Genomic DNA, 25,813 nt, shown 5'->3' with positions numbered 1-25,813 from the left:
CGTGATGAATTCTGACCCGATTGTGATTGTTGGTTATGCCCGCACGCCGCTTGGCGGGTTTCAGGGTGATTTTGCTTCGCTCAGCGCACCGGAACTTGGTGCGACAGCGATTCGTGCAGCGGTAGAGCGTAGCGGCCTGAAGGCGGATGTCATCGAAGAAGTGGCAATGGGGTGCGTGCTGCCTGCCGGGCTGGGGCAGGCACCCGCGCGTCAAGCCGCCTTGGGTGCTGGGCTTGTGGAATCGGTCGGGTGCGTGACGGTGAACAAAATGTGCGGCAGCGGCATGAAGGCGGCGATGCTGATGCATGACCAGCTGGTGGCGGGTACCAGCACCATTGTGGTGGCGGGCGGCATGGAGAGCATGAGCAATGCGCCCTATTTGTTGCCCAAGGCGCGTGCGGGGTTGCGCATGGGGCATGGCGAGGTGAAGGACCATATGTTCCTTGATGGGTTGGAAGATGCCTATGACAAGGGCAAGCTGATGGGCGTGTTTGCCGAGGCCTGCGCACAGGAATTTGAATTTACGCGTGAGATGCAGGATGAATTCGCCATCACCTCTCTCACGCGGGCGCAGCGGGCCATTGCGGAAGATCTTTTCGCGCAGGAAATCGTGCCGGTGGAGGTGGTGACGCGTAACGGTACCGTCACGGTGGCGGATGATGAACAGCCGGGCAAGGCCAAGCTGGATAAGATACCGACGCTTAAACCCGCTTTTGCCAAAGACGGCACAGTGACGGCGGCCAATGCCAGTTCGATTTCCGATGGGGCCGCGGCGCTGGTGATGATGCGCCTGAGCGAGGCAGAGAAACGCAGGTTGCAGCCGCTGGCCGTGATTCGTGGCCACAGCACGCATGCCCTGAAGCCGTCGCAATTTCCGGTGGCGCCTATCGGCAGTCTGGAGAAGCTCGCCATTAAGACGGGATGGGACCTGAAAAGCGTGGAGCTGTTTGAGATCAATGAGGCCTTTGCCGTGGTGACGATGGCCGCGATGAAGGCGCTGCAACTGCCGCATGAGAAAGTGAACATTCATGGCGGGGCCTGTGCCTTAGGTCATCCGATTGGGGCCACAGGCGCGCGCATCATGGTGACGTTGCTTTCGGCCATGCAGGAATATGACCTGAAACGCGGCATGGCGAGCCTGTGCATCGGCGGTGGTGAAGCGACGGCCATCGCGCTTGAAAGGCTGGAGTGAGGATGCTGAACGAGACCCAGAAAATGATCCGCGATATGGCGCGGCAGTTTGCGCAGGAGAGGCTTTTGCCCGGTGTTGTGCAGCGTGACCGGACGGGTGAATTTCCACGTGCTGAACTGAAAGAAATGGGCCAGCTTGGCTTGATGGGGATGGTGGTGCCGGAGGCCTGGGGCGGTGCGGATGCGGGCTATGTAGCCATGGCGCTGGCCATTGCGGAAGTGGCGGCGGGCGATGCGGGTTGCTCGACCATCATGAGCGTGCAGAACTCGCTGGTATGTTCCGCCATTTTGCGTTTCGGCAGCGATGAGCAGAAAGAGCGTTTCCTGTTGCCATGTGCAAAGGGTGAGATGATCGGCGCGTTTGCACTGACGGAGCCGCAGGCAGGATCAGACGCAGCGGCCTTGCGCACCACAGCGTGCAGGGAGGGTGATGAATATGTGCTGAACGGTACCAAGCAGTTCATCACTTCCGGCAAGCATGGCGATGTGGCGCTGGTATTTGCGGTGACAGATGCAAGTGCTGGAAAGCGCGGCATGTCGGCGTTTCTGGTGCCGACCAATACGCCCGGTTATGTGGTGACGGCGGTGGAACATAAGATGGGGCAGCATTCCACTGATACGGCACAGATCACGTTTGACGGCATGCGTATTCCCATTGGTAACCGCATGGGTGAGGAAGGCGAGGGATATAAGATTGCGCTGGCAAACCTGGAGGCCGGGCGCATTGGTATTGCGGCGCAGTCGCTCGGGCTGGCGCAGGCCGCGTATGATGCAGCGATTGCTTATGCCAAGGAGCGGCAGAGTTTTGGTAAGCCAATTATGGAGCATCAGGCGGTGGGTTTCCGCTTAGCGGAAATGGCCACGCGAATTGAGGCGGCAAGGTTGCTGGTGCTGCAGGCGGCGCGGTTGCGTGATGAAGGCAAACCCTGTTTGAAAGAAGCCTGCATGGCAAAGCTATTTGCATCCGAAGCGGCGGAGAGCGTTGCGCGGGATGCGATTCAAACGCTCGGCGGCTATGGCTATATAGCGGAATATCATGTGGAGCGTATCTATCGCGATGCGCGTGTGTGCAGCATTTATGAAGGCACGAGTGATATTCAAAAACTGATCATTGCACGCGAACTGGCAAAGGAAAGCGCATGAAACTGACCCAAGGGATTTCCGCACTGGTAACTGGCGGCGGCAGCGGTATGGGCGCGGCGACTGCACGCGCACTGGCTGCTGCGGGTGCCAAGGTAGCGGTGGTGGATGTGAAGCTGGAAGCAGCGGAGGTGATTGCGAAGGAGATTGGCGGCATCGCGCTGACGGCGGATGTGACGAATGGCGAGGCGGTGCAGCAGGCGATGGATGCGGCGACCAAGGCGCATGGCGGGCCGCGCATTGTGGTGAATTGCGCGGGCATTCTCATTGGCAAGCGGATTCTGGGCAAGGAAGGCCCGGCGGATCTGGAGCATTTCAGCAAGGTGCTGAATGTGAACCTGGTCGGGTCTTTCAACGTGATGCGTCTGGCGGCGAATGCGATGTCGGGGCTAGAAGTGCTCACGAAATCGGGCGAGCGGGGGGTGATTATTCATGCGGCATCGATTGCGGCATTTGAGGGGCAGATCGGGCAGGCGGCCTATTCTGCTTCCAAGGGCGGGGTGGTGGCGATGCTGTTGCCTGCTGCGCGGGAGCTGGCGCGGTTCGGTGTGCGGGTGATGGCGATTGCACCGGGTGCGGTGGCCACGCCGATGATTGGCGAGATCTCGCAGGAATTACAGGATTCGATCGCGGCGACGATTCCTTTCCCGGCGCGTTTTGCGGAACCGGAGGAGTTTGCGAAACTGGCACTGCATATTGCGGAGAATGAGATGCTAAATGGCAGTGTCATCCGGCTGGATGGCGCGGCGCGGCTGGCAGCGAAATAGGAGTGGGTATGACACCGGGAAAGAAATTCCGCGAAGCGGTGAAGAATGAGAAGCCTCTGAAGATTGTCGGCACCATTTATGCCTATGCGGCGATGATGGCGGAAAAGACGGGGCATAAGGCGATTTATCTTTCCGGAGCGGGTGTGGCGAATGCATCGCACGGATTGCCGGATTTGGGCATTACTTCTCTGGAAGATGTGGTGGAGGACGCACGACGTATTACAGCGGCATCCAGCCTGCCGCTGCTGGTGGATATTGATGTGGGTTGGGGCGGTGCGTTCAACATTGCCCGCACGATTCGAGAGATGGAACGCGCAGGTGTGGCGGCGGTGCATATGGAAGACCAGATTCTGCAGAAGCGGTGCGGGCACCGGCCGAATAAGGAGATTGTTTCGACCGGTGAAATGCAAGATCGCATCAAATCCGCCGTGGATGCACGGGTGGATAAGAATTTCGTTATCATGGCGCGGACGGATGCGCTGGCGGTGGAAGGGCTGGATGCGGCGATTGAGCGCGCGGTGGCCTATGTGGAAGCCGGGGCGGACATGATTTTTGCGGAGGCGATGACGGAGATTTCGCATTACACGCGCTTCAAGCAGGCGGTGAAGGTTCCGCTGCTGGCGAATGTGACGGAGTTTGGCAAAACGCCGCTTTATAGCGCGGACGAGCTGGCAGGGGCGGGCGTGGATATGGTGCTGTATCCGCTGAGTGCGTTCCGCGCAATGAACCAGGCGGCGCTGAAAGTGTATGAATCCATCATGGCGCAGGGGCATCAGCGTGATGTGCTGCCGTTGATGCAGACGCGCGAGGAGCTGTATCAGTTCCTTGGTTATTATGAATATGAGAAGAAGCTGGATGCATTGTTCGGGAAGGAAAAAGCATGAGCGAGCCACTTGCCAAAAAACAGGGCGGCCTTGCCGGAGTGACGGCGGGTGATACGGAAATCTCCTCCGCCGGTGGTGGGCATGATCTGGATTACCGCGGCTACAGCATTTATGATTTGGCTGAGCAGGCGACGTTTGAGGAAGTGGCTTTTCTGCTGGTGGAAGGGCATTTGCCGAATGCGAAAGAGCTGGCTGCATATCGCAAAAAGCTGCAAGGGCTGCGCGATGTGCCGGACAGTTTGAAGCAAGTGCTGGAGCGTATCCCTGCCGATGCGCACCCGATGGATGTGATGCGCACGGCCTGCTCGTTTCTGGGCACGATTGAGCCGGAAACGAAGGTACATGAGCAGCATGCGATTACGCACCGGCTGCTGGGGATCTTCCCGGCGGTGATGGTGTATTGGTGGAAGTTTGCGCATGAGGGCAAGCGCATTAACTGCGTGACGGATGGTGAGGGGATTGCGGAGCATTTCCTCACGCTGTTGCATGGCAAGGCGCCGTCTGCACTTCATGCGAAGGCGATGCATGTGTCGCTGGTGTTGTATGCGGAGCATGAGTTCAATGCTTCCACCTTTGCGGCGCGGGTGACGACCTCGACCTTGTCGGATTTTTATTCGGCCATTACCTCGGCCATTGGCACCTTGCGCGGGCCGCTGCATGGCGGGGCGAATGAGGCGGCGATGGAGCTGATTGCGAAGTTTGACACGCCGGAAGCGGCGGTGGCGGGTGTGAAGCAGATGATGGCGGAGAAAAAGCTCATCATGGGTTTCGGGCATCGTGTGTATAGCGAGTGCGACCCGCGCAATAAGGTGATCAAGGAATGGTCGCGCAAGCTGTGTGCAGAGGGTGGTAAACCGCAGCTATTTGCGGTGAGTGAGGCGATTGAGAAACTGATGTGGGATGAGAAGGAACTGTTCCCGAATCTCGATTTTTTCAGCGCCAGCACCTATCACATGATGGGGGTTCCCACGCCGATGTTTACGCCGGTGTTTGTGATGTCCCGCGTGGCGGGGTGGGCGGCGCATGTGATGGAGCAGCGTGCGCATAACAAGCTCATCCGCCCATCGGCGAATTATACCGGCCCCGGCCATTTGACCTATGTACCCCTGGAGAAGCGATAATCATGTCTCATCACAATACCGACCTTAATCATCGCCCCGCGCCGGATCAGGCGATGGTGGATATTGCCGATTATGTGCTGAACTATAAAATTACGAGCGAGGAGGCCTATCGTACGGCGCGTTATTGCCTGATGGATACGCTGGGGTGCGGGATTCTGGCGCTGAAATTTCCGGAATGCGTGAAGATGCTTGGGCCGGTGGTGGAAGGCACGGTCGTGCCAAATGGTGCGCGCGTGCCGGGCACGAAGCATGTGCTGGACCCGATCAAGGCGGCGTTCGATATTGGCTGCATGGTGCGCTGGCTGGATTTCAACGATACGTGGCTGGCGGCGGAGTGGGGGCATCCGTCCGATAACCTTGGCGCGATTCTGGCGGTGGCGGATTACATGAACCGCAGCGGCAAGGCGAATTTCACCATGCGCGATGTGCTGGGCTTCATGATCAAGGCGCATGAGATTCAGGGCTGCATGGCGCTGGAGAACAGCTTTAACCGTGTGGGGCTTGACCATGTGGTGCTGGTGAAGCTGGCGAGCGCGGCGGTGGCGGCGCAGATGATGGGCGCGACGCGTGAGCAGATCATCGATGTCATCTCCCACGTATGGGTGGATGGGCAGAGTTTGCGCACCTATCGCCACAGCCCCAATACGGGCTCGCGCAAATCATGGGCGGCGGGGGATGCGACCAGCCGCGCGGTGCGTTTGGCGATGGTGGTGCTGAGCGGCGAAATGGGCTACCCAAGCGCGCTGACAGCGCAGAAATGGGGCTTTTACGATGTGCTGTTCAAAGGTAAGCCGTTTGCGTTTCAGCGGCCTTATGGCAGCTATGTGATGGAGCAGGTGTTGTTCAAGATCTCCTTCCCGGCGGAGTTCCATTCGCAAACGGCGGTGGAGGCGGCGGTGAAGCTGCACCCGCAGATCAAGGACAAGCTCGACCAGATTGAGCGTGTGGAGCTGGTGACGCATGAATCCGCCATTCGCATCATCAGCAAGACGGGGCCGCTGCATAACCCGGCGGACCGCGACCATTGCCTGCAATATATGGTGGCCATCGGGCTGCTGTATGGCAACCTGACCGCCGACCATTATGAGGATGGTGTGGCGAAAGACCCGCGCATCGATGCGCTGCGCGAGAAGATGGTGGTGAGCGAGGATGCCCGCTACAGCAAGGAATATCACGACCCCGACAAGCGCTCGATCGCCAATGCGGTGCAGGTGTTCTTCAAGGACGGCAGCAAGACGGAGAAGCTGGAGATCGAATACCCGATCGGCCATCGCCGCCGCCGGGCAGAGGGCATTCCCGTGCTGGAGCGTAAGTTTCTTGATAACCTCAAGACGCATTATAAGGCGAATAAGGCCGAGGCGATTTTTGCGATGTGTCAGGATGCTGGCAAATTGGAGAAGATGCGGGTCGAGGAATTCGTGAGCGCCTGGGTTTAAGCCGGATTTGCACAAACCCGGGCTTTCTGTTATCCAGCCTGCATTGTCCGCCCAGCGCAACCGTAGCTCAGCTGGATAGAGTATTGCCCTCCGAAGGCAAGGGTCGTGGGTTCGAATCCCGCCGGTTGCGCCAGCTAGCCTTCTGATCCGTAGTCAGATGCTTTTTAGGCGGCTTTTTTCGTGGTCAATTGACGGAAGATGTCTTCCACCGTGGGGTCGATGGTGGAGAGATCGGTGATGTCGGCGCCGGTTTTGTGGATGGCGGCGAGGATCTCGCCCATGTGGGTTTTGGTGGGCTGGTAGGTGAGGGTGAGGCGGCCTTGGGCGTCGACCACCGGGTTGTATTGGGCCAGGGATTTGTCGGCGGCTTTGATGGGTTTGCTGAAGGTGACGGTGAGTTCCTTGCGGTCCATGCGTTTCACCAGCTTTTCCTTGCTGTCCATGGCTACTACGGTGCCGTGGTTGATGATGGCGATCTGGTCGCAGAGTTCCTGTGCTTCTTCCAGGTAGTGCGTGGTCAGCAGCACGGTGGTGCCTTGCTGGTTGAGCTTTTTGACGTAATCCCAGAGCTGTTCACGCAGTTCCACGTCTACCCCGGCGGTGGGTTCGTCGAGGATGAGCACCTTGGGGCTATGGACGAGGGATTTGCCGACCAAGAGACGGCGTTTCATGCCGCCGGAGAGACGGCGGGAGGACATGTCGGCCTGCTGGGTGAGGCCGATGGCGTCGATGAGTTCCTGCGTGCGGCGTTGCTCCTTGGGGACGCCGTAATAGCCGGCATGGATGTCCATGGCCTGGCGTGCGGTGAAGAAGGTGTCCACCACCAGTTCCTGCGGGACGACCCCGAGGGAGAAGCTGGCCTGACGGCGGTGGGAGTCGATATCGTAGCCGTTGATTTCCACCGTGCCGCTGGTTTTCATCACCAGCCCCGCAAGGATGTTGATGAGCGTGGATTTGCCCGCGCCGTTGGGGCCGAGCAGGCCGAAGAACGAGCCTTCCGGCACATCCAGGCTGATGCCTTTCAGGGCTTCCTTGGGGGGGGATTTTTTGCCGCCCGCATAGGTTTTGACCAGGTTTTTGATGGAAACGGCGTTTGGCATGGGAGGCCTTGCTAAGCTGCGTGTGGCTGTTAGAATCTATCCCTGTTCTCTACTGCTCTGGCCTGCAAACAGTGGTTTTTCTGTGCTCCGATGCTCACGTATATAGAATACGCTCCGCTTCGGTGCTCGCAAAACCACTGTTTTCGGCTCAGCGCAGCGAGAACATGAATAGATTCATAGAAACGTGTCTAACCCCAATTCAAGGTGCCCGCAATAGATGCCAGCCAGTGTGAGAGAGCAAATCCAGCAAATTGCCCAGCAGCGTATCCTTGTGATTGACGGTGCCATGGGCACGATGATTCAGAAGCTGGGATTCGGTGAGAAGGAATATCGCGGCACGCAGTTTGCGGACTGGAAGCAGGATGTTAAGGGCAATAACGACATGCTGGTGCTGACGCAGCCGGATGCCATTCAGGATATCCATGCGGCTTATCTGGCCGCTGGGGCGGATATTCTTGAGACCAATACCTTCAGCTCCACCACCATTGCCATGGCGGATTACGGCATGGAGGGGTTCGTGGATGAGCTGAACCTGGCGGCAGCGCGGCTTGCGCGGGAAGCGGCGGATGCGGCTGCCACACCCGAAAAACCGAGGTTTGTGGCCGGAGCCATGGGGCCAACCAACCGCACCTGCTCGCTTTCGCCGGATGTGAATAACCCCGGCTTTCGCAATACGGATTTCGACCAGATGCAGGCGGCCTATAAGCAGCAGGCGCGGGCACTGGTACAGGGCGGGGTGGATTTTCTGCTGATCGAGACGATTTTCGACACGCTGAATGCCAAGGCGGCCATCCATGCTGTGATGGAGCTGGCCGATGAACTGGGGCGCGACGTGCCGATGATGATTTCCGGTACCATCACGGACCGGAGCGGGCGGAACCTTTCCGGCCAGACGGTGGAAGGATTCTGGCATTCCGTGCGGCATGCAAAGCCGCTGGCGGTGGGGCTTAACTGTGCCTTCGGGGCGGATTTGATGCGGCCTTATATCGCCGACCTTGCGCGGGTGGTGGACACGCTGGTGATTTCCTACCCCAATGCGGGGTTGCCCAATGCTTTTGGGCAATATGACGAGCCGCCGGAGGAAACGGCGCGACAGCTGGGTGAATGGGCGATGGATGGGTTGATCAATATCGTTGGGGGGTGCTGCGGCACCACGCCGGACCATATCCGGGCGATTGCTGAAAAAGTGGCGCAGCAGGCACCGCGCAAGGTGCACCCGCAGCCGGTGGTGATGCGGCTTTCCGGCCTTGAAGCCGTGACGATTGCGGCGTGAGGCGGGCATGAGCATTCCCAACAGCAGCCTGTTTATCAATATTGGCGAGCGCACGAATGTGACGGGCTCGGCCCGCTTTCGTGACCTTATCCTCAACGGTGACCTTGCCGCGGCGGTGGAAGTGGCGCGCAGTCAGGTGGAAAATGGCGCCCAGGTCATCGACATTAACATGGATGACGGCATGCTGGATGCCGAGAAGGCGATGGTGGAATTCTTGCGGTTGATTGCCGCAGAGCCCAATATCGCCCGCGTGCCGGTGATGGTGGATTCCTCCAAATGGAGCATCCTGGAGGCGGGGCTGAAGAACCTGCAGGGCAAGGGGATTGTCAATTCCATTAGTCTGAAGGAGGGGGAAGAGGTTTTCCTGAACCAGGCGCAGACCATCATGCGTTATGGCGCTGCTGTGGTGGTGATGGCGTTTGATGAAGACGGACAGGCCGACACGGCGGAGCGGAAATTTTCCATCTGCCAGCGGGCCTACAAACTGCTGACGGAGAAAATCGGCTTTGCGCCGGAGGATATTATTTTCGATCCCAATATCTTCGCCGTGGCAACGGGGATTGAAGAGCATAATAATTACTGCGTGGAGTTTTTCGAGGCGGCCAAACGCATCCGCGCGGAATTGCCGCATTGTCACGTATCGGGCGGGCTTTCCAACATGAGTTTTTCCTTCCGTGGGAACAACCATGTGCGTGAAGCGATGCATAGTGTGTTTTTGTACCATGCCATTCCGGCGGGGATGGATATGGGCATCGTCAATGCCGGGCAATTGATGGTCTATGATAATATCGACCCCGAATTGCGTGAGGCGGTAGAAGATGTGGTGCTGAACCGCGACCCCAACGCCACCGAACGACTGCTGACCATTGCCGAGCGATTCAAGGGGCAGGGTGGGCAGGTTAAGACGCAGGATTTAAGCTGGCGCGAGTGGGAGGTCGTCAAGCGGCTGGAGCATGCGCTGGTGGAAGGCATTGCCGATTATGTGGAGCAGGATACGGAAGCGGCACGGCTGGCGGCCAGTAAGCCGCTGGATGTGATCGAAGGCCCGCTGATGGACGGGATGAACCGGGTGGGCGATTTGTTTGGCGCGGGCAAGATGTTTTTGCCGCAGGTGGTAAAATCCGCCCGGGTGATGAAGCAGGCGGTGGCCTATTTGATGCCGTTTATGGAAAAGGAGGCCGAGCAGAATAAGCGCGAGCCGACCGGGCGCGTTATCATGGCCACCGTGAAGGGGGATGTGCATGATATCGGCAAGAATATCGTGGGCGTGGTGCTTCAGTGCAATAATTTTGAGGTGATTGACCTTGGGGTGATGGTGCCTGCGGCAAAAATTCTCGAGGCCGCAAAGGAGCATAAGGCGCATATGATCGGTCTTTCGGGGCTGATAACGCCTTCCTTGGACGAAATGTGCTATGTGGCCAGCGAAATGCAGCGTGAGGGGTTTGATATTCCGCTTCTTATCGGAGGCGCAACCACCAGCAAGGTACACACGGCGGTCAAAATTGCCCCAAATTATCAGGGCGGTGTCGTATACGTGACGGACGCTTCACGCGCGGTGGGGGTAGCGACCAAGCTGGCTTCAAAAGAACACCGTTCAGAATATTTGCAGGGCGTGGCGGATGATTATGCCACCATGCGGGAGGTACATGCGCGAAACCAGCATGAAAATGCCAGATTGACGCTGGCTGAGGCGCGCGCCAATGCGGTGAAGATCGACTGGTCGAAGCATCAACCCTGTTATCCGGGGTATCTCGGGGTTCAGTGTTATGATGATTATGATTTGGAAGAGCTTTCCCGCTATATCGACTGGGGGCCGTTTTTCGCGAGCTGGGATTTGCGGGCGCATTTTCCCGATGTTCTGACCGACCCGACCTATGGCGTGGCGGCGCAGGCGCTGTGGAAGGATGCGCAGGCCATGCTGAAGAAAATCATCGGCGAAAAATGGTTCCACCCACGGGCTGTGGTTGGGTTCTGGCCTGCAAACCGACTGGGGGATGACGATATTGAGCTGTTTACGGACCTGACGCGCACCAATCGCCTGGCTGTATGCCATCATCTGCGTCAGCAGATGAGGAAAAGCAAGGCCGACCGCCCTAATCAGTGCCTGGCGGATTATATCGCCCCGCCCGGTGTTGAGGATTATATGGGGGCGTTTGCCGTTACTACCGGCGAGGAAGTTGAGAAAATCGCCCGGAATTTTGAAAATAAGCACGATGATTACAGCAGTATCATGGTGAAGGCGCTCGGGGACCGTTTTGCCGAGGCTCTGGCTGAGCGGATGCATGAGCGCGTGCGCAAGGAGGCCTGGGGGTATGCTCCCTGGGAGCAGTTGACCAATGAACAGCTGATAAATGAGAAATATATTGGTGTTCGCCCGGCGCCGGGATACCCGGCCTGCCCGGAACATACCGAGAAAAAGACGCTGTTCAAGCTGCTGGAAGTCGAGAAAAACGCAGGGATTGCGTTGACGGAGAGCATGGCCATGTGGCCGGGAGCATCCGTCAGCGGCTGGTATTTCAGCCATCCGGAGGCGAAATATTTTGGGGTGGGCAAAATCGGGCGCGACCAACTGGAGGATTACGCCAAACGCAAGGGCTGGAGCCTGGAAGTGGCCGAAAAGTGGCTGGCGCCCAATCTTTAGCGATTTAGCGACCTTAATCCGTTAATGGTCACAAATAGTAAACATTCCCATGCTAATTTTAAGCCTGAAGGAGTGTTTTATCCATGGTGGATGATCAACGACTTGCACAGCTGACAGGTTTGGTGGCGTGGTATCTGCGTTTCGCCAATACCAGCTATGAGGGAGATGACAGCCAGATTATTGCTGCGCTTCCCCAATATGCCGACCAGCTGAACAATACGAGCCTTGACGACATCATCAATGGTTCGGCCAGTATTTCGGTCAGTGGGCAGAGCATCAACATTGCCATGAGCCCTGAAACGCTCAGCATCTATTTTGAAACCCAGGGCATTGGCGATAACCATGAAATGAACCTGGTGGACTATCTCGTGCAGAACGGGGTGGTCAGTGATGAGGACATGTCCAGCCTGTTTAATGGCGTTACGTTCGACCAAATATTCGATGCTATGGATGCCGGAACCATTACCGACGCGCCGAGCCTGATTCGCGCGGTGGTGCCTCCGCAGACGATTGAACGAGTATTTGGGCGCGATAGGGCGATCAGCCAGCATTTGATTGATGCGCCTGCGACCCCTGAAGTGGAAGAGCCGGAAGTTCCGGAAGCACCGCCTGCTGAAACGACGCCAACGGTAACGACGACGCCAACAAACCCGGAAGAAACGGCCACGCTTCCGAATGTTGAATCTCCTGCTGCTGAAACGCCCAGTACGGAAACGGGTGCTGCCTCGCCTCCGGTTGCGACAGCGGACGGCACGCACGCTTATGCGCCGCAGCCTGTTATTCAATGGGGATTACCCATTCCCTCTATCATGAGCGGGGGTGCATTCATCACTCCCACGGGCGATCCCAATGAAGATTTGGGCGCTTCCTTGCATGCCGCACGGGAAGCGGGCTCAACCATCCAGGGGCGTACGCTGGATGATGCGCGCAATGACGGTGTTTTGAATGCGTGGGTTGGTACAACCGATGTAGATAATTTCTTTTGGGAAGCGCATCCGGATGACATTCGGAACAATGGGTCTCCGACTCCGCATTTCCGTAACATCCTCGGTTCGATAGCAACCGAGCCTGATCCGGAACGTCGGGCCTTGCTGGTTTCACGCGCATACCAAATGGTCGGGATGTCGGCGTTGAGCGATGATTTGAAGGGGGATTTCCTTCAGGCAACTCAGTTTATCGGGTCTTACTTGATTGAGGCGGGCGGTACACCGGAGGCCGCCAACCAGCTCACCATGTATTGGAATGCCCTTGATCAGGCTCGCACCAATGGCGGCAGCCTGGTTGATGCCTTTGCATCGGTCAATGGGGTTACCCGTGCCGAAGCGCAGACAAGCCTGACGCGGATGAGCTTGATTTCCGGCGCGCGTATGCTGCAAGACGGCGTGCCGATGGACGATTTCAATGAGATACTCGGCAATTTGATGTTCGATGACCAGCAGGCGTCCATGGGCGCTCAGGTTATGCTGGACATCCTCTATGGGCCTCATAGCGGGCTTGCGACCGATCAGATGCGTCACGACATGCAGGCCATTCTGGCCCTGCCGCCGGAGCAATTCGCCGTTTCCTACGCTTCCTATATGGATCAGGTGATGGTGCCGTTTGTCGGCCAGCATCTCGATCAGTTCACGCAGGCTGATCTCGAAGCCATTTTTACCGATGAGCAAATGGCCCAGGTGCAGCAAATTGCCACCGCGGCGCGTGCGAATACCAACCTGACGACGGATAATCCGGCGCTTGCCACTGCCAATGACGCTGGTGCGGCCATCTATGGCGTTACGAACCGTCAGGCGAATTATGCCAGTGCACCGGCTGTGTATTACCAGACACATTCGGACGGTACGGTGGCCACGCCGGAAGATAACCCCGAAACGATGCTGGTTAATGAGGCGGAGGGGTTTGACGAGGTTAAAGGCCGGTTCGAGGACCTGGCGGAAGAAATTCCGCATGCGTTTCTTGAGTTCATCCAGGACCTTTTCTCCAATATTCTGACCGGCGAGGCCGGCCGCAATAACTTTTTGTCCAACGACTTTAATCACGACGGCCAGAATATGCGTGCCGAGGTGAATGTGGCGCGGACGGAGGTTCAGACCACGGACCCCGACCTGGCTACCGCAACCAACCCGGATGTCTATCCTGCAGTTGCCGCTCCGGAAGTGCCCACAGCGGATCAGGAGCGTACGACTACACCCACGACGACGGCTACACCGCCGGAGCATATTGATCCGCCTGCGGCGAATGTGGATTTCTCTTCCAAGCTGATGGAGCTTTTCAGCCAGACGCATTACCCGGTGACGGCGGAGTCTTTCAACGACCTTTCCACGCTGTTCCGTTTCGATACGAACGAGAATCATCAGCTCGATTCAAATGAGGGCGCGTTTGGTGCTGCGGGTGGGCTGCTGTTCCGCCTGCTTGACCATGTGGAAGGCGGCAAAAGCTGGGCCGAGACCGAAGCGGCGCTTCAGGAGCTTTGCCCGGCCTATATTCCGATGATACGCCAGTGGCTGTATGGCAATGATAACGAGATTGATGAAGAAGCACGCCAGGCGCTGGAGCAGATGATGGCCAGCAATCCTGATTTCCAGAATCTCTACCAGATCCGCTGCGAACATTACGGCATTCAGCCGGTGGGACTGGATAGCCATCAAGGCACGGGTTATAATCCGTCGGTAGATCAAGGCACCGAACTGGGCTAAGCCCTTATTCCTGCGACTGATATTGCATGCGCAGGTGTTTTATCTCCTGCATCAGGCGCTTTTTTTCCTCGCGCAGCAGCTCGATTTCCTCATCCGGTTCGGTTGCGGGCACACGCAGGCGCATGTGCAGAAGCTGTTCGTCGGTGAGGCGTTGATGCGGCTTCATGTTCTAGTGATTGCAAAAGGCGCTGTGGACGTGATGATGGTGATGCTTGGATGCTTTTTTCATCCGGCGAAGGGCGATGTCGCGCTTCATGGGGCTAAGGTAATCCAGTAGTGTCCTGCCGTCCAGATAATCCATCTCGTGCTGGATGCAGGTGGCCAAAAGCCCTTTGGCATCAAGGCGATGCGTTTGACCGTCCGTACCAAGATATTCCACGGTGATTTCACTCGGCCGCGTAATGGCGGTCACCACGTCGGGGAAGGTGATGGAGGCTTCGTCCAGCGTGGTCATTTCCTTGCTGGCATGGATGATGCGCGGGTTGGCCATTTGCAGTGAATGGATCTCACCATCCTGCTCCAGCTTGATGACCACCAGCTGCTTGCTGATGCCGACCATGGGCGCGGCCACGCCAATGGCGTCATATGCCTCCAGCGTGTCCATCATGTCGTCGAGCAGCATCTTGATATCCGGCGTCATGCCGTCCACCGGTGTGCTTTTTTCCTTGTAAACGGGGTGCGGGGCGATGACGAGATCGAGTGCGGGCATGAAGGCCTCTTGATTGCGGGTTCAGATTTTTCGCCAGAGGTCTAGTATATCGTATTCCAGGATGCAATCGGCTTCCGGTTTGGGAGCGGCGCTTTTGTCCGTCCATTCGCTGTAACGGATGATTTCCCAGCGATCAGGGTCCAGCCCGATGATGTGAAAGCCGAGCTCTTCATGCACGCGCAGGGCGGTCTGGTTGGCCCATTCCTTTTCCACCAGTTTGCGCACGTCGGCTTCCGCGGGGATGGTATCGCTTTCCAGACGCGCGTAACGGGCCTTGTCCGGCCGGTTGGCATCGTAGGTATGCAATACCTGCCAGCTGCGGATGCGCGGGCGGCTGAAGCTGGTGACAACGCCGTGAAAGAGGTCATCAAGCAGGAAGTTGGTCAGCTCGTCGTCATTCTCCCATACGTAGAAGGGGGCGTAGACGGCCTCTTTGGCATTGTAGAGATAGGATTTATGCTTGAGGCCCTCACGGCCCACGAACAGGGGGTGACGCTTCTCCACCCGTTCCTGAATGGCTTCCGGCGCATGCCCCCGGGGCAGGGATATGGTGTATTGCATGGCCATCATGGGAAGATGTGTTCCATTCGCTGAGGTTGCCGCCTGTGGATAAGTCTATTGCGAATAGCAAACAAGCCAGGGCTGCGCAAGGATTGCCAATGCTGTGCCGCAGCGAAACTCAGCCCCGATGCACATAGCCTTCGCGCAGAAGAGCAATGGGTTTGCCGCTATCATCCAGTAAATGAAGTGAATTTGCCTCGGCCGTGGTGCGGCCTATGCGGGTAACGGCATGCGGAAGTTTTTTTGCGGCCAGCCGGATATTTTCCGCATCTTTCGGCCTGGCGGTGAAGAGCAGCTCGTAATCATCGCCAGCTGCCACGATGGAGGGCCAGTATTCCGGCAATTCATTCAGCAGCCGTTGCGTGTCTTCATGGAGGGGCAATGTGTTGCGCGCGATGGCCGCGCCCACGTTGCTGGCCGCGCAGATGTGCCGCATGTCGGCCATCAGGCCATCGGAAATATCGATGCTTGCCTGAATATAGGAGGCGAGCATATGCGCGGCCAGCAGGCGTGGTTCAGGCAGGCGATAGCGGTTGAGCCAATGGCCAGAGGGGCCGGTCAACGCGCCATGCGCGCATTTCAGGCCCAGGGCGGCATCGCCCAGGGTGCCTGTGACCCAGATATCCTGATGGGGCGTTGCCCGGTTGCGGTGTTTTACGCCATGAGTGCCCGGGATTCCAAACGCGGTGATGGTCAGCACCAATGCCTGTGGGCTGAGGGTGGTATCGCCGCCGACCAGATGCAGGGCATAGAGTTGCTGATCCTCCGCCAGGCCTGAGGTGAAAGCCTGCATCCAGCTTTCATCGCATTCTCCGGGCAGGCTCAGGTTCAACGTATAGGCATGGGGCGTTGCGCCCGATGCAGCCAGATCGGACAGGTTTACACGCATAAGTTTGCGGGCGATGAGGCTGGGCGGTTCATTGCCGATGAAATGGATGCCGCTGACCATGGTATCGGTAGTGACGAGCAATCCCTGCGGCGCCTGTAGCAGAGCCGTGTCATCCTTCAGGTTGAAGGAACCTTCAAACCCAAGGGTTAGGGGCCGCAGATAACGATCAATCCAGTCGAACTCACGCATGGTTGTCATCCAACTGGCTGGCCTTGTTTATGGGCGTAGGCGTTTGGCCATCTGATCGAGGAAGCCGTTGACGAAGGCGATCTCGCGATCTTCAAAGAAGGCTTTGGCGACCTCGATATATTCGTTGATGATGACGTTGGTTGGGGTGTCGGTCGTCATCAGTTCCCACGCGCTGGCGCGGAGGATGGTGCGCAGCACGGGGTCGATGCGCTCGTAGCGCCACTCGGCGGAGAGGTGCGGGATGATGGCATCGTCCAGTTTTTGCGCGTTGGTGATGCAGCCTTCGGCGATCTGGCGCAGGAAAGCCATGTCCGGCTGATAGGAGAGGCCTTCCTCCTCATCGCCTTCGCGCATGTTGTCCAGCAGCTGCACGCTCAGGCCTTTCAGTGCTTCGTCCAGGTTGACGTTTTTCATGCCCGACTCATGCTGGAACAGCAGCTGCACCGCGCCCAGACGGGCGGCGCTGCGTTGCATCATCTTGGGTGGAAGCGGCTTGGTGGGGCGGGGGTCGGTGGTCATAGTCCCATCCATTGGCGTTTGAGGGCAATCAGCGCAAGGCAGGCTTCCGCCGCGCCCGCGCCTTTGTTCATTTTCTTAGGGTCGGCCCGTTCAAGGGCCTGTTTTTCGTTTTCCACGGTCAGGATGCCGTTGCCGATGGCGAGTTTGTGCTGGATGCCGAGATCCATGATGCCGCGGGCGGATTCGTTGCAGACCACGTCGAAATGGAAGGTTTCACCGCGGATGACGCAGCCCAGGGCCACGTAGCCATCGTAATTGCCGGTGGCGGCGGCCATGGCGATGGCGGGCGGTATTTCCAGCGCGCCGGGCAGGGTGACGCGATCATAGCTTGCGCCAGCGGCTTCGAGCGCGGCGATGGCGCCGGCGGCGAGCTTGTCGCTGATATGGTCGTAAAAACGGGCTTCGAGGATCAGGATGTGCATGAGGCGGCTAAATTATTGAATAGGTCTGTGGTCTACCACGCTCAAGCCGTAGCCGTCCAGCCCAATGGCCTGCGGGCGGGAGTTGGTGAGCAGGACCATTTGTTTCACGCCGAGATCGAGCAGAATTTGCGCGCCGATGCCGTAATCGCGGATGGGGTGGCTGGTGCCGGGGGCCGGATTGACCCGGGCGGAGACCATGTCGGCCAGCTTGCGGCGCTGGTTTTCGCGCAGCAGCACAATGACGCCGCGGCCTTCCTTGCCGACGATCTGCATGGCCTGCTGGAGTTCGCCGCCCTTGCCTTCGTGGTCATCGCCCAGCACGTCGGTGAAAATATGCAGAGCATGCATACGGGTTAAGACCGGCTCGGGTGTGGAAATATCGCCTTTGATAAGGGCGATGTGTTCGATGCCTTCCAGCGTGTTTTCGAACACGACCATCTGGAAATCGCCGCCGAAACGGCTGTGGAAAGGCATGGTGGCCACGCGGCGGATGATGGTTTCGTGCCGGCGGCGGTAGGCGATGAGATCGGCAATGGAGCCGAGGTTCAGGCCGTGTTTTTTGGCGAAGTTCTCTAGGTCCGGCATGCGGGCCATGGTGCCGTCATCCCTCATGATCTCGCAAATGACGCCCGCGGGGATGAGGCCTGCCATGCGGGCGATGTCCACCGCGGCTTCCGTATGGCCAGCACGGACGAGCACACCGCCGTCGCGCGCTACCAGCGGGAAGATGTGGCCGGGGGAGACGATGTCGGTATCGCCTTTGGCGGGGTCGATGGCGACCGCCACGGTGCGGGCGCGGTCGGGTGCGGAAATGCCGGTGCTGATGCCTTCGCGGGCTTCGATGGAGACGGTGAAGGCTGTCTGGTGGCGGCTCTGGTTGGCCTGGGCCATGAGGGGGAGGCGGAGTTTTTCCACCCGGTCGCGCGTCAGGGCCAGGCAGATGAGGCCGCGGCCGTGGGTGGCCATGAAATTCACCGCATCGGGCGTGGCCATTTGCGCGGGGATGACGAGATCGCCCTCGTTCTCGCGGTCCTCGTCATCCACGAGGATGAACATGCGGCCGTTGCGGGCGTCGTCGATCAATTGCTCAATGTTGCAAAGGGTCATGGCTGGGTTCCGTATTCCTGCATTCTGGCGATATAACGCGCCAGCACGTCAATTTCCAGCTGTAGCTTGTCGCCGGGTTTGCGGGTGTGCAGGTTGGTGTTGGTCCAGGTATGGGGGATTATCTGCACCCAGAAGCGATTTTGCTCCACACCGTTGACAGTAAGAGAAATGCCATCCAGCGTGACGGAACCTTTGGCGGCGATGAAGCGGGCGAGGGTGGCGGGGGCGGCCAGTTCGATGCGATAGCTGTCGCCCATTGGCTGGATGTGCAGGATTTCCGACAATCCGTCCACATGGCCGGTGACGAGGTGGCCGCCGAGTTCGTCGCCTATTTTCAGGGCGCGTTCCAGATTGAGGAGGGTTCCGTTCTGCCATTGTCCCGCTTGCGTGACGGCAATGCTTTCCGGTGAGATGTCGACAGAGAACTGACAGCCTTCCTTCGTATTTTCCAATGAGGTAACGGTGAGGCACATGCCGTTGCAGGCGATGGATGCGCCGAGCTGGATGGAGGCGGCATCATAAGGGCAGGAGATTCTGGCCTGAAGTGAGCCGTTTTTCTCTTGGATATCCATGATGGTACCGATGGCGGAAATGATGCCGGTGAACATGGTTCAATTACCTTTCGCCAGATGGACCAGCAGGTCGGTGCCGAGCTGTTGAGTGGCGGTAACCTGCAGGCGAAGTGCCTTGCTCAGGTTCTGAAGGTTGAGTTCGCCCACGGCGGGCATGGCGTCGTGCCCCATCAGGGTGGCGGCCTGGTACCACCAGGCTTCCTCAACCAGATTATCGCGGATCAGGCTGGTGGAAAGCTGCATGCCGGCTTCCACGAGGATGCGGGTGAGGCCGCGTTCTCCCAGCAGTTTCAAGACCGGTTCAATCTCTTTCATGTCGCCGCCATCGATGACGGTAACGCCTGCTTTTGCAAAGCCTTGCGCGGCCGGTGAGGATGCTTGCGCGCTGGTGGTCACCAGCCAGAGAGGCGCTTTTTGCAGGGACTGGACCAGCTTATGCTCGGGCGTGAGGCGCAATTTGCGGTCCAGCAGGATGCGGACAGGGGAATGATGCTCCAGGCCTGGCAGGCGGCAGGTCAATAGCGGGTCGTCCGCCAGTACGGTGCCGATGCCGGTGAGGATGGCATCATAACGGGTGCGGAGCCCGTGGGCATGGCGGCGGGAGGCTTCCCCGGTAATCCACTGACTTTCGCCATCCCGCGTGGCGATACTGCCGTCGATGGAACTGGCGATTTTGAGGGCGATCAACGGGCGCTGCTGGGTGGTGCGCAGGAAAAACCCTTGGTTCTGGGCTTTGGCGGCTTTTTCTTCCGCGCCTTCGGTCACGTGGATGTGTGCATCTTTCAACATGGCGATGCCCTGGCCGTTGACGCGGGCGTCGGGGTCGCGCGTGGCGGAGACGACATGGGCGATGCCAGCCTGAATCAGGGCTTCGGCGCAGGGCGGGGTGCGGCCATGGTGGGCGCAGGGCTCCAGCGTGGTGTAGAGGGTGGCGCCTTTGGCGTGGGGCCCGGCCTGTTTAAGGGCGATGGTCTCGGCATGGGGGCGGCCGCCGGGCTGGGTGAAGCCAGTGCCGATGATCTGGCCATCTTTGACGATGACACAGCCGACGGCAGGATTAGGCCATGCGCGGCCAAGCACGCGGTCGGCCAGCCGCAGGGCATGTTTCATCCATGCGTGGTGGTTAAGCTCTTCCGGCGGGTTTGCTGAGTGCGTCGACAATCGCTTCAAAATCTTTCGCTTCGCGGAAGTTACGGTAAACGGAGGCGAAACGAATATAAGCGACGAGGTCCAGCTCTTTCAAGCCTTCAACGATGTATTCCCCGATTGTGGAGGTACGAATCTCCGAATCGCCGGAACGCTCGAGGCGGCGGACGATGTTGTTGACCAGCTGTTCGATCTGGTCCGGCTTGACCGGGCGTTTGCGGCAGGCAATCTCGATAGAGCGAACAATTTTTTCGCGGTCGAAGGGGCGTTTTTCGCCGCTGCTTTTGACCACGGTGAGCTCGCGAAGCTGAACACGCTCGAATGTGGTGAAGCGCGATTCGCAGGAAGGGCAGAAGCGCCGGCGGCGGATGGCCATGCCATCGTCACTCGGGCGGGAATCTTTTACTTGCGTGTCGTGATGACCGCAGAAGGGGCAGCGCATGGGTGTCTAGCCTATTTGGTTATCCCAAGGCCAAAGTTTACCCCACACCAGGTTTACACCAGATATGGGGGTTTACTTAGCCGTGAGCTACCATAACCCGTAAAGGCTTAATAAATCGGAAATGCGGCACAAAGTTTTTCGACTTCCTGGCGCACCTGCTTTTCCACCGCGCCGTTTTGCTCGCCATTCTTGGCAAGGCCGTCAATGACATCGGCGATCCATTGGCCAATCTGGTGGAATTCCGCCTCACCGAAGCCACGGGTGGTCCCAGCAGGGGAACCCAGGCGGATGCCGGAGGAAACGGCTGGGGGCTGTGGATCAAAGGGGATGGAGTTTTTGTTGCAGGTGAGGCCTGCGCGTTCCAGGGCGATTTCGGTGTCCTTACCGGTGACGTTCTTGGAGCGGAGGTCGACCAGAACCATGTGGCAATCCGTGCCGCCGCTGACGATATCCACGCCGCGGGATTGCAGGCTGGCGGCAAGCTTGCGGGCGTTGGCCAGCACTTGTTTGCCATAGGCCTTGAATTCGGGCGTGAGGGCTTCGCCGAAGGCGACGGCCTTGGCGGCGATGACATGCATCAGCGGGCCGCCCTGAAGGCCAGGGAACACGGCGCTGTTGATCTTCTTACCCAGATCCTCGTCGTCGGCCATGATCATGCCGCCGCGCGGGCCGCGAAGGGTTTTGTGCGTGGTGGTGGTGGCCACGTGCACATGCGGGAAGGGAGAGGGGTAATTGCCGGTGGCGACCAAGCCGGAATAATGTGCGATGTCGGCCATCAGGTATGCGCCTACCTTATCGGCGATAGCACGGAATTTGGCGAAATCGATCACACGCGGGTAGGCGGAAGCACCGGCGATGATGAGCTGGGGCTTGTGTTCCAGCGCGAGTTTTTCCACGGCGACGTAGTCAATGAGGCCGTCGCTCTGCTTGACGCCATATTGCACGGCATGGAACCATTTGCCGGACTGCGTGGGGGCAGCGCCGTGCGTGAGGTGTCCACCCGCGTTCAATGCCATGCCGAGGATGGTATCGCCCGGCTTCAGCAGTGCCATGAACACGGCTTGGTTGGCCTGCGCGCCGGAGTGGGGCTGCACGTTGGCATAACTGCATTTGAAGAGTTTCTTGGCACGTTCAATGGCCAGGTCTTCCGCCACATCCACGTATTCGCAGCCGCCGTAATAGCGGCGGTGGGGATAGCCTTCGGCATATTTGTTGGTCAATACCGAGCCTTGGGCTTCCAGCACAGCGCGTGAGACGATGTTCTCGGATGCGATGAGTTCAATCTGCGTTTGCTGGCGCACCAGTTCCTTGGAGACGGCTTTGGCGAGTTCGGGATCGCGCTCGGCTAGGGACTGGGTAAAAAACGGGTTGCCGCTGGCGGACAGGTTTTTCGCGGTGGCTGGCATAAGGGCTCCTGTGAATATCGTGCGTTCTGTCGCCCGAGGAGGGCGAAAAGTCAAGTTTTAGGGTTTATTTTCTCCACCCGCTTGGCATGGCGGCCACCTTCAAAATCGGTTGATAAAAAGGCCTGAAGGCAAGTTTTGGCGATATCGTTATTGGTAAAGCGCGCGCCCAGCACCAGCACGTTGGCGTCGTTATGCTGACGGGCGAGGGTGGCTTCCTCCGGGCTGCGCACCAGGGCGGCGCGAATTTCCGGATGGCGGTTGGCGGCGATGCTGATGCCAATGCCTGAACCGCAGATCAGCACGCCCCGGGCAGCTTTGTTAGCGGCGATGGCTTTGGCCAGTGCGTGCGCATAATCAGGGTAATCACAGGAGCTTTCGTCATTCGTGCCGACATCCAGCACGGTGAACCCTTCCGTTTTCAGGAAACGGATGAGGTCGGTTTTCAGGTTGAAGCCCGCATGGTCGGCACCGATGGCAATGGGCAGGAGATTGGGAAAGAGATCCATGGGCTCTATGTAGCATTTGCCGCCAATGACGGCAAGCGGCCGTAAACAAGCTGAAACAAATTGAAGATACAGTTGTTTATGGATGTTTGAGGCTGCCCGGCAAGCCTGTGGATAGTTTGACAAATGCCTGATTTTGTGTTATGGTTAACATAGTATTAAGTTAACCAGACGCATTTGAAAAATTTTTTGATTGACCGAGTTTGACCATGTTTAATGCCACGCCCGCTCTTCCCGGTAGCGTGACGCCAACCCCAGTAGCGTTGGCGAGTGTGGTCGCGACTGGTCATGTGGCCGGCATGATGCCTGTTTCGGCCGTGGCCCCCGTCATCCATAATGAAGCCATCGATTTTAATTTACGCCAGCAGCCGAACTCCAAACAGCCCATTCGTGCCGAGAAGGAAAAGGATGCGGAATCAGAAGCGGTTCCTGCATTGCCAGGCTATGTGATTCCTTTCGGTTTCGCCCCGTTTTTTGCACAGATGTTTGCACAAGGCCAGGTGAGCGGCACGGATGTGGATGCCATGTTCAAGCAGGCGCTTCAAAACAATGGACCGAAGAATTTTTCCATTGGCAGTGAGAGCTTTCTTGATCCGCTTCAGGATCAGCTGCTTTACAATGCGCCGCCTTATGAAGAAGGTGAATCCAGCGCGATTCCGGCCATGCCGGCACCTGCGGCATCGGGTGAGGCGCGTTATCTTTATTCCGCCGATTATGCCTATGGTGCTTACCGCACCAGCATGAACCCCGAAGCATAAGCATGCGCATCACCATCGCCTGTGTTGGCAAAATGCGAGAGGCTGCGCAGAAATCCCTTATCGATGAATATCTCAAGCGATGCCCATGGGCCATCCAGGTGCAGGATGTGGTGGCGAAAAAAGCTCAGCAAGGCGAAGCACTGCAACGTGAAGAGGCTGAGCTTTTGAAGCTGGCGCTTGGCAAGGTGGACCGGCTGGTCATCCTCGATGAACGGGGTAAAAACCCCGACAGTATTGAATTTGCGCATCAGCTGCGTGACTGGCGTGACGGGGGCTGTCAGCATCTGGGGTTTGTGATTGGCGGAGCGGAAGGTGTCCATCCTGAGCTGCGCAAGCAGGCGCATCTCTTGCTTTCATTCGGCAAACTCACCTGGCCCCACATGCTGGCGCGCATCCTGTTGACGGAGCAGCTTTACCGGGCATGGAGCATTCTGGAAGGACATCCTTATCACAAGGTGTAAGTTCAGATGTGCCATGCGGGCATGGAATTGACCTCGTAGCCTGCTATCTGCTCGCAATAAAAATCAAAAGACGAAGCGCTTGAGAGGAGAACGGAGGCGATCCTGTATAGCAGGTTGCTCGATTCCTCATACGGCATGCCTTGAGAAAAATTGCGCCTGTTCTCCATTTCAGCCGCATGAAACAAAATGGCCGAACAATTAGGACCGGATACATCACTATCGTCACCGGGAGCATCCGACACAAAATGCCCGCGTATGGTCTGCTCGGAGAAGGGGCTGCCTTCCTCGTCGTCCATATCCATAAAGATGTTATCGATTGCCGGATGGCTGAGAAGGTAATTGCCGATGGTGTATTGTTTTGCTCCAATGCATATGGGATCTCTGATGGATTTCACAAGAAACGCACAGCGTGAGTCATCTATCTGCGAGATATCTTCCAGAAGTGCGCAGGTGCGACGCGGTATATCCTGACTGTGTTCATGCAAAAACCTTACGATGGCCGGCTGGTAATAATGGCACCAGTCCAAATCCGACATGATGGCGCCGAGGCCGGTCCATGCGGCAATGCCCTCATCGGTCATGTTGATGGAGGTGTGGCTGTAACCGAGATGGTGTTCCAGCCATATTTTGAACAAAAACATTTCTGTTCCTAGGCCGTGACCCTGCAGGGCGGGAGAAACCACGACATTGCCATTGGTCGCATAGGGGATGTGATCATAATGGGTGGAAAATTCAAAACAGTGATCGGCTTTTTTGGACTGATCCTCCAGGCAGAGTTTGAATGCCAGGCAATTATCCTTAAATGCAATGTGCAGCTCATAATTGCGTTTTGAACTCAAATGAGCAGCGGCAAGGTTTATCGCGTTTAGAAAATCGTCCCAGTTTTCAGGTAATGCATGTTGCGCGCTGTAGGTCGCCCTGTGATTCGCTCTGAACCGTTCATAACGGGATGCGGCATCTTCGGGCAGGTCGATGATCTGTAACGGCATGGTATTACCTCTACCGTTTTGATAGGACTCAATTGTTACATTTTATTGAACGGTAGAGGCGATAAATTCAATTATTATAATATGTTGCGCTGCAAAAACCGTTGCTCAACTTTATTTTCAACGAATAAATCATGCACGCAGTCGGTGCATGTTCTCCGGCATTTGTTTTTGATCAGTACAGTATGTTTACGGTCATGCCATCGGTCTGTCTGGCCGATTCGATCAGATGCTCTGCACGCGCGAGGATGTTCGCGGCACGCTCGCCATAAAGGGCAAGGCGCTGATTGTTCAGCGCGACAAGCTCATTGTGGCTGAGTTCCTCGTGATTGGTTTCCGGTATGAAGGTTCCATCCAGCGCAAGTACCTGACCATCTGGCAGATGACCGGAATTGCCTTCGCGTCCGTTTTTATTATCGCGGTATTTATAGCCGTGCTCCAGAGCGACGGAATCGAGCAGGTCTATATCGGCTTGCGTGACGGCCATCGTGTCCATCCAGGACAACCATTCCAGGTGAAAATCACCCATGCTGACCCGGACAAGCGGGTGATGCACGAAACCGGCGGATGGCTTGATGCTTTTCGTTTGCAACAGGCGGTATGCGCCAAGGTTTGGCACTTCGATAACGAGAGCATCGTTGGTGCTGTAGTGAATGATGACATCATCGGGATTCAGATCATCATGCACTTGATTGAGCAATTGCTCAAATGCCTCCATGACCGCGGGCGATGCTCTCAAGGCGAGGGCGGTTTTGGGGGGGTGCTGTTCGTTGTACCGTTCGTCGTCGTCAAAATAGGGTTGATTGTCCTGGATGGATTTATCAACGAGCTGTGACAGCTTAAGTGGAGCGGCAATATCGGTAGTCATATCGGCACCTTGAGCAGTTACCGATACGA

At 57.6% G+C, this 25,813-nt stretch carries 23 protein-coding genes, 1 tRNA gene and 1 pseudogene; 11 read left to right on the top strand and 14 right to left on the bottom strand.

The annotated features are described in order from the left end of the window. Nucleotides 1-4 precede the first annotated feature (4 nt). The 7 genes from GC177_03325 to GC177_03295 all read left to right on the top strand — a co-directional run bounded on the left by GC177_03325 (nucleotide 5) and on the right by GC177_03295 (nucleotide 6,672). The gene (locus GC177_03325) at nucleotides 5-1,192 is read left to right on the top strand and encodes an acetyl-CoA C-acyltransferase (protein ID MBI1274986.1); all 1,188 of its coding nucleotides are present in this window, start codon (nucleotides 5-7) and stop codon (nucleotides 1,190-1,192) included. A 2-nt stretch (nucleotides 1,193-1,194) separates the two neighbouring features. Continuing rightward, nucleotides 1,195-2,334 carry an acyl-CoA dehydrogenase gene (locus tag GC177_03320; protein MBI1274985.1) on the top strand — a complete coding sequence of 380 codons (1,140 nt, stop codon included), beginning with the start codon at nucleotides 1,195-1,197 and terminating at the stop codon, nucleotides 2,332-2,334. Next, complete coding sequence (locus GC177_03315; GenBank protein MBI1274984.1) at nucleotides 2,331-3,098, top strand: SDR family NAD(P)-dependent oxidoreductase; 768 nt, start codon at nucleotides 2,331-2,333, stop codon at nucleotides 3,096-3,098. The genes GC177_03320 and GC177_03315 overlap by 4 nt, the downstream gene beginning before the upstream one ends. An 8-nt stretch (nucleotides 3,099-3,106) precedes the next feature. Then, nucleotides 3,107-3,982 (top strand): methylisocitrate lyase, encoded by an 876-nt coding sequence (prpB, locus tag GC177_03310; protein ID MBI1274983.1) that lies wholly within the window; start codon nucleotides 3,107-3,109, stop codon nucleotides 3,980-3,982. Beyond that, the gene (gene prpC, locus GC177_03305) at nucleotides 3,979-5,103 is read left to right on the top strand and encodes a 2-methylcitrate synthase (protein MBI1274982.1); all 1,125 of its coding nucleotides are present in this window, start codon (nucleotides 3,979-3,981) and stop codon (nucleotides 5,101-5,103) included. The genes prpB and prpC overlap by 4 nt, the downstream gene beginning before the upstream one ends. A gap of 2 nt (nucleotides 5,104-5,105) precedes the next feature. Further along, a complete protein-coding gene (locus tag GC177_03300; GenBank protein ID MBI1274981.1) occupies nucleotides 5,106-6,539 on the top strand; it encodes a bifunctional 2-methylcitrate dehydratase/aconitate hydratase in 1,434 nt (477 codons plus the stop codon). 56 nt (nucleotides 6,540-6,595) lie between these two features. Further along, a tRNA-Arg gene (locus GC177_03295) sits at nucleotides 6,596-6,672 on the top strand. 31 nt (nucleotides 6,673-6,703) lie between these two features. Here GC177_03295 and GC177_03290 read toward each other — a convergent pair. Continuing rightward, nucleotides 6,704-7,639: an ATP-binding cassette domain-containing protein gene (locus tag GC177_03290; GenBank protein MBI1274980.1), complete on the bottom strand. Its 936-nt coding sequence runs from the start codon at nucleotides 7,637-7,639 to the stop codon at nucleotides 6,704-6,706. 217 nt (nucleotides 7,640-7,856) lie between these two features. Here GC177_03290 and metH point away from each other — a divergent pair. Together metH and GC177_03280 are read left to right on the top strand one after the other, a co-directional pair. Continuing rightward, nucleotides 7,857-11,553 (top strand): annotated as a pseudogene (metH, locus tag GC177_03285) (methionine synthase). A gap of 83 nt (nucleotides 11,554-11,636) precedes the next feature. Further along, on the top strand, nucleotides 11,637-14,246 hold the full coding sequence (locus tag GC177_03280; GenBank protein ID MBI1274979.1) for a hypothetical protein: 2,610 nt from the start codon (nucleotides 11,637-11,639) through the stop codon (nucleotides 14,244-14,246). Nucleotides 14,247-14,415: 169 nt separating this feature from the next. Here GC177_03280 and def read toward each other — a convergent pair whose 3' ends face one another. The 11 genes from def to rpiB form a co-directional block, all read right to left on the bottom strand. After that, the gene (gene def, locus GC177_03275; protein ID MBI1274978.1) at nucleotides 14,416-14,955 is read right to left on the bottom strand and encodes a peptide deformylase; all 540 of its coding nucleotides are present in this window, start codon (nucleotides 14,953-14,955) and stop codon (nucleotides 14,416-14,418) included. Nucleotides 14,956-14,976: 21 nt separating this feature from the next. Then, on the bottom strand, nucleotides 14,977-15,525 hold the full coding sequence (locus GC177_03270) for a DUF4865 family protein (GenBank protein ID MBI1274977.1): 549 nt from the start codon (nucleotides 15,523-15,525) through the stop codon (nucleotides 14,977-14,979). Between the two features lie 109 nt (nucleotides 15,526-15,634). Further along, entirely contained in the window at nucleotides 15,635-16,603 is a 969-nt protein-coding gene (thiL, locus tag GC177_03265) for a thiamine-phosphate kinase (GenBank protein ID MBI1274976.1), read from the bottom strand. Between the two features lie 18 nt (nucleotides 16,604-16,621). After that, nucleotides 16,622-17,125 (bottom strand): transcription antitermination factor NusB, encoded by a 504-nt coding sequence (gene nusB, locus GC177_03260; protein MBI1274975.1) that lies wholly within the window; start codon nucleotides 17,123-17,125, stop codon nucleotides 16,622-16,624. Further along, on the bottom strand, nucleotides 17,110-17,535 hold the full coding sequence (locus GC177_03255) for a 6,7-dimethyl-8-ribityllumazine synthase (protein MBI1274974.1): 426 nt from the start codon (nucleotides 17,533-17,535) through the stop codon (nucleotides 17,110-17,112). The genes nusB and GC177_03255 overlap by 16 nt, the downstream gene beginning before the upstream one ends. Before the next feature lie 12 nt (nucleotides 17,536-17,547). After that, entirely contained in the window at nucleotides 17,548-18,642 is a 1,095-nt protein-coding gene (ribB, locus tag GC177_03250) for a 3,4-dihydroxy-2-butanone-4-phosphate synthase (GenBank protein MBI1274973.1), read from the bottom strand. Continuing rightward, nucleotides 18,639-19,250: a riboflavin synthase gene (locus tag GC177_03245; protein MBI1274972.1), complete on the bottom strand. Its 612-nt coding sequence runs from the start codon at nucleotides 19,248-19,250 to the stop codon at nucleotides 18,639-18,641. The genes ribB and GC177_03245 overlap by 4 nt, the downstream gene beginning before the upstream one ends. Before the next feature lie 3 nt (nucleotides 19,251-19,253). Then, nucleotides 19,254-20,324: a bifunctional diaminohydroxyphosphoribosylaminopyrimidine deaminase/5-amino-6-(5-phosphoribosylamino)uracil reductase RibD gene (gene ribD, locus GC177_03240; protein MBI1274971.1), complete on the bottom strand. Its 1,071-nt coding sequence runs from the start codon at nucleotides 20,322-20,324 to the stop codon at nucleotides 19,254-19,256. Nucleotides 20,325-20,337: 13 nt separating this feature from the next. Then, nucleotides 20,338-20,802, bottom strand: a complete 465-nt coding sequence (gene nrdR, locus GC177_03235) for a transcriptional repressor NrdR (protein MBI1274970.1) — start codon at nucleotides 20,800-20,802, stop codon at nucleotides 20,338-20,340. 107 nt (nucleotides 20,803-20,909) lie between these two features. Next, the gene (locus GC177_03230; protein MBI1274969.1) at nucleotides 20,910-22,208 is read right to left on the bottom strand and encodes an aminotransferase class I/II-fold pyridoxal phosphate-dependent enzyme; all 1,299 of its coding nucleotides are present in this window, start codon (nucleotides 22,206-22,208) and stop codon (nucleotides 20,910-20,912) included. A 50-nt stretch (nucleotides 22,209-22,258) separates the two neighbouring features. Then, entirely contained in the window at nucleotides 22,259-22,714 is a 456-nt protein-coding gene (gene rpiB, locus GC177_03225) for a ribose 5-phosphate isomerase B (GenBank protein MBI1274968.1), read from the bottom strand. A 206-nt stretch (nucleotides 22,715-22,920) separates the two neighbouring features. Between rpiB and GC177_03220 the strand changes: the two genes are divergently transcribed. Both GC177_03220 and rlmH read left to right on the top strand, forming a co-directional pair. Further along, nucleotides 22,921-23,469 carry a hypothetical protein gene (locus tag GC177_03220; GenBank protein ID MBI1274967.1) on the top strand — a complete coding sequence of 183 codons (549 nt, stop codon included), beginning with the start codon at nucleotides 22,921-22,923 and terminating at the stop codon, nucleotides 23,467-23,469. A 2-nt stretch (nucleotides 23,470-23,471) separates the two neighbouring features. Next, nucleotides 23,472-23,930 (top strand): 23S rRNA (pseudouridine(1915)-N(3))-methyltransferase RlmH, encoded by a 459-nt coding sequence (gene rlmH / locus GC177_03215; protein ID MBI1274966.1) that lies wholly within the window; start codon nucleotides 23,472-23,474, stop codon nucleotides 23,928-23,930. 2 nt (nucleotides 23,931-23,932) lie between these two features. Here rlmH and GC177_03210 read toward each other — a convergent pair whose 3' ends face one another. Then, nucleotides 23,933-24,919, bottom strand: a complete 987-nt coding sequence (locus GC177_03210) for a hypothetical protein (protein ID MBI1274965.1) — start codon at nucleotides 24,917-24,919, stop codon at nucleotides 23,933-23,935. 172 nt (nucleotides 24,920-25,091) lie between these two features. Beyond that, nucleotides 25,092-25,784, bottom strand: coding sequence for a hypothetical protein (locus tag GC177_03205; GenBank protein ID MBI1274964.1), 693 nt, complete (start codon nucleotides 25,782-25,784; stop codon nucleotides 25,092-25,094). Between the last annotated feature and the right edge of the window lie 29 nt (nucleotides 25,785-25,813).

It is taken from the genome of bacterium (assembly GCA_016124905.1).
In the GTDB taxonomy this organism is placed as follows: domain Bacteria; phylum Pseudomonadota; class Alphaproteobacteria; order Rickettsiales; family RI-342; genus RI-342.
Note: the sequence above shows the minus strand (reverse complement) of the source record. Positions and strands in the feature narration are given on the sequence as shown.

Coding starts and splice junctions, on each gene's coding strand:
- GC177_03270 (MBI1274977.1), bottom strand. CDS start 15,525: ATGATGGCCATGCAATACACCATATCCCTGCCCCGGGGGCATGCGCCG.
- nusB (MBI1274975.1), bottom strand. CDS start 17,125: ATGGATGGGACTATGACCACCGACCCCCGCCCCACCAAGCCGCTTCCA.
- rlmH (MBI1274966.1), top strand. CDS start 23,472: ATGCGCATCACCATCGCCTGTGTTGGCAAAATGCGAGAGGCTGCGCAG.
- GC177_03315 (MBI1274984.1), top strand. CDS start 2,331: ATGAAACTGACCCAAGGGATTTCCGCACTGGTAACTGGCGGCGGCAGC.
- nrdR (MBI1274970.1), bottom strand. CDS start 20,802: ATGCGCTGCCCCTTCTGCGGTCATCACGACACGCAAGTAAAAGATTCC.
- GC177_03205 (MBI1274964.1), bottom strand. CDS start 25,784: ATGACTACCGATATTGCCGCTCCACTTAAGCTGTCACAGCTCGTTGAT.
- thiL (MBI1274976.1), bottom strand. CDS start 16,603: ATGACAACCATGCGTGAGTTCGACTGGATTGATCGTTATCTGCGGCCC.
- rpiB (MBI1274968.1), bottom strand. CDS start 22,714: ATGGATCTCTTTCCCAATCTCCTGCCCATTGCCATCGGTGCCGACCAT.
- GC177_03280 (MBI1274979.1), top strand. CDS start 11,637: ATGGTGGATGATCAACGACTTGCACAGCTGACAGGTTTGGTGGCGTGG.
- GC177_03255 (MBI1274974.1), bottom strand. CDS start 17,535: ATGCACATCCTGATCCTCGAAGCCCGTTTTTACGACCATATCAGCGAC.
- GC177_03245 (MBI1274972.1), bottom strand. CDS start 19,250: ATGTTCACCGGCATCATTTCCGCCATCGGTACCATCATGGATATCCAA.
- GC177_03220 (MBI1274967.1), top strand. CDS start 22,921: ATGTTTAATGCCACGCCCGCTCTTCCCGGTAGCGTGACGCCAACCCCA.
- GC177_03230 (MBI1274969.1), bottom strand. CDS start 22,208: ATGCCAGCCACCGCGAAAAACCTGTCCGCCAGCGGCAACCCGTTTTTT.
- ribB (MBI1274973.1), bottom strand. CDS start 18,642: ATGACCCTTTGCAACATTGAGCAATTGATCGACGACGCCCGCAACGGC.
- GC177_03320 (MBI1274985.1), top strand. CDS start 1,195: ATGCTGAACGAGACCCAGAAAATGATCCGCGATATGGCGCGGCAGTTT.
- prpC (MBI1274982.1), top strand. CDS start 3,979: ATGAGCGAGCCACTTGCCAAAAAACAGGGCGGCCTTGCCGGAGTGACG.
- GC177_03325 (MBI1274986.1), top strand. CDS start 5: ATGAATTCTGACCCGATTGTGATTGTTGGTTATGCCCGCACGCCGCTT.
- GC177_03210 (MBI1274965.1), bottom strand. CDS start 24,919: ATGCCGTTACAGATCATCGACCTGCCCGAAGATGCCGCATCCCGTTAT.
- ribD (MBI1274971.1), bottom strand. CDS start 20,324: ATGAAACATGCCCTGCGGCTGGCCGACCGCGTGCTTGGCCGCGCATGG.
- prpB (MBI1274983.1), top strand. CDS start 3,107: ATGACACCGGGAAAGAAATTCCGCGAAGCGGTGAAGAATGAGAAGCCT.
- GC177_03300 (MBI1274981.1), top strand. CDS start 5,106: ATGTCTCATCACAATACCGACCTTAATCATCGCCCCGCGCCGGATCAG.
- def (MBI1274978.1), bottom strand. CDS start 14,955: ATGCCCGCACTCGATCTCGTCATCGCCCCGCACCCCGTTTACAAGGAA.
- GC177_03290 (MBI1274980.1), bottom strand. CDS start 7,639: ATGCCAAACGCCGTTTCCATCAAAAACCTGGTCAAAACCTATGCGGGC.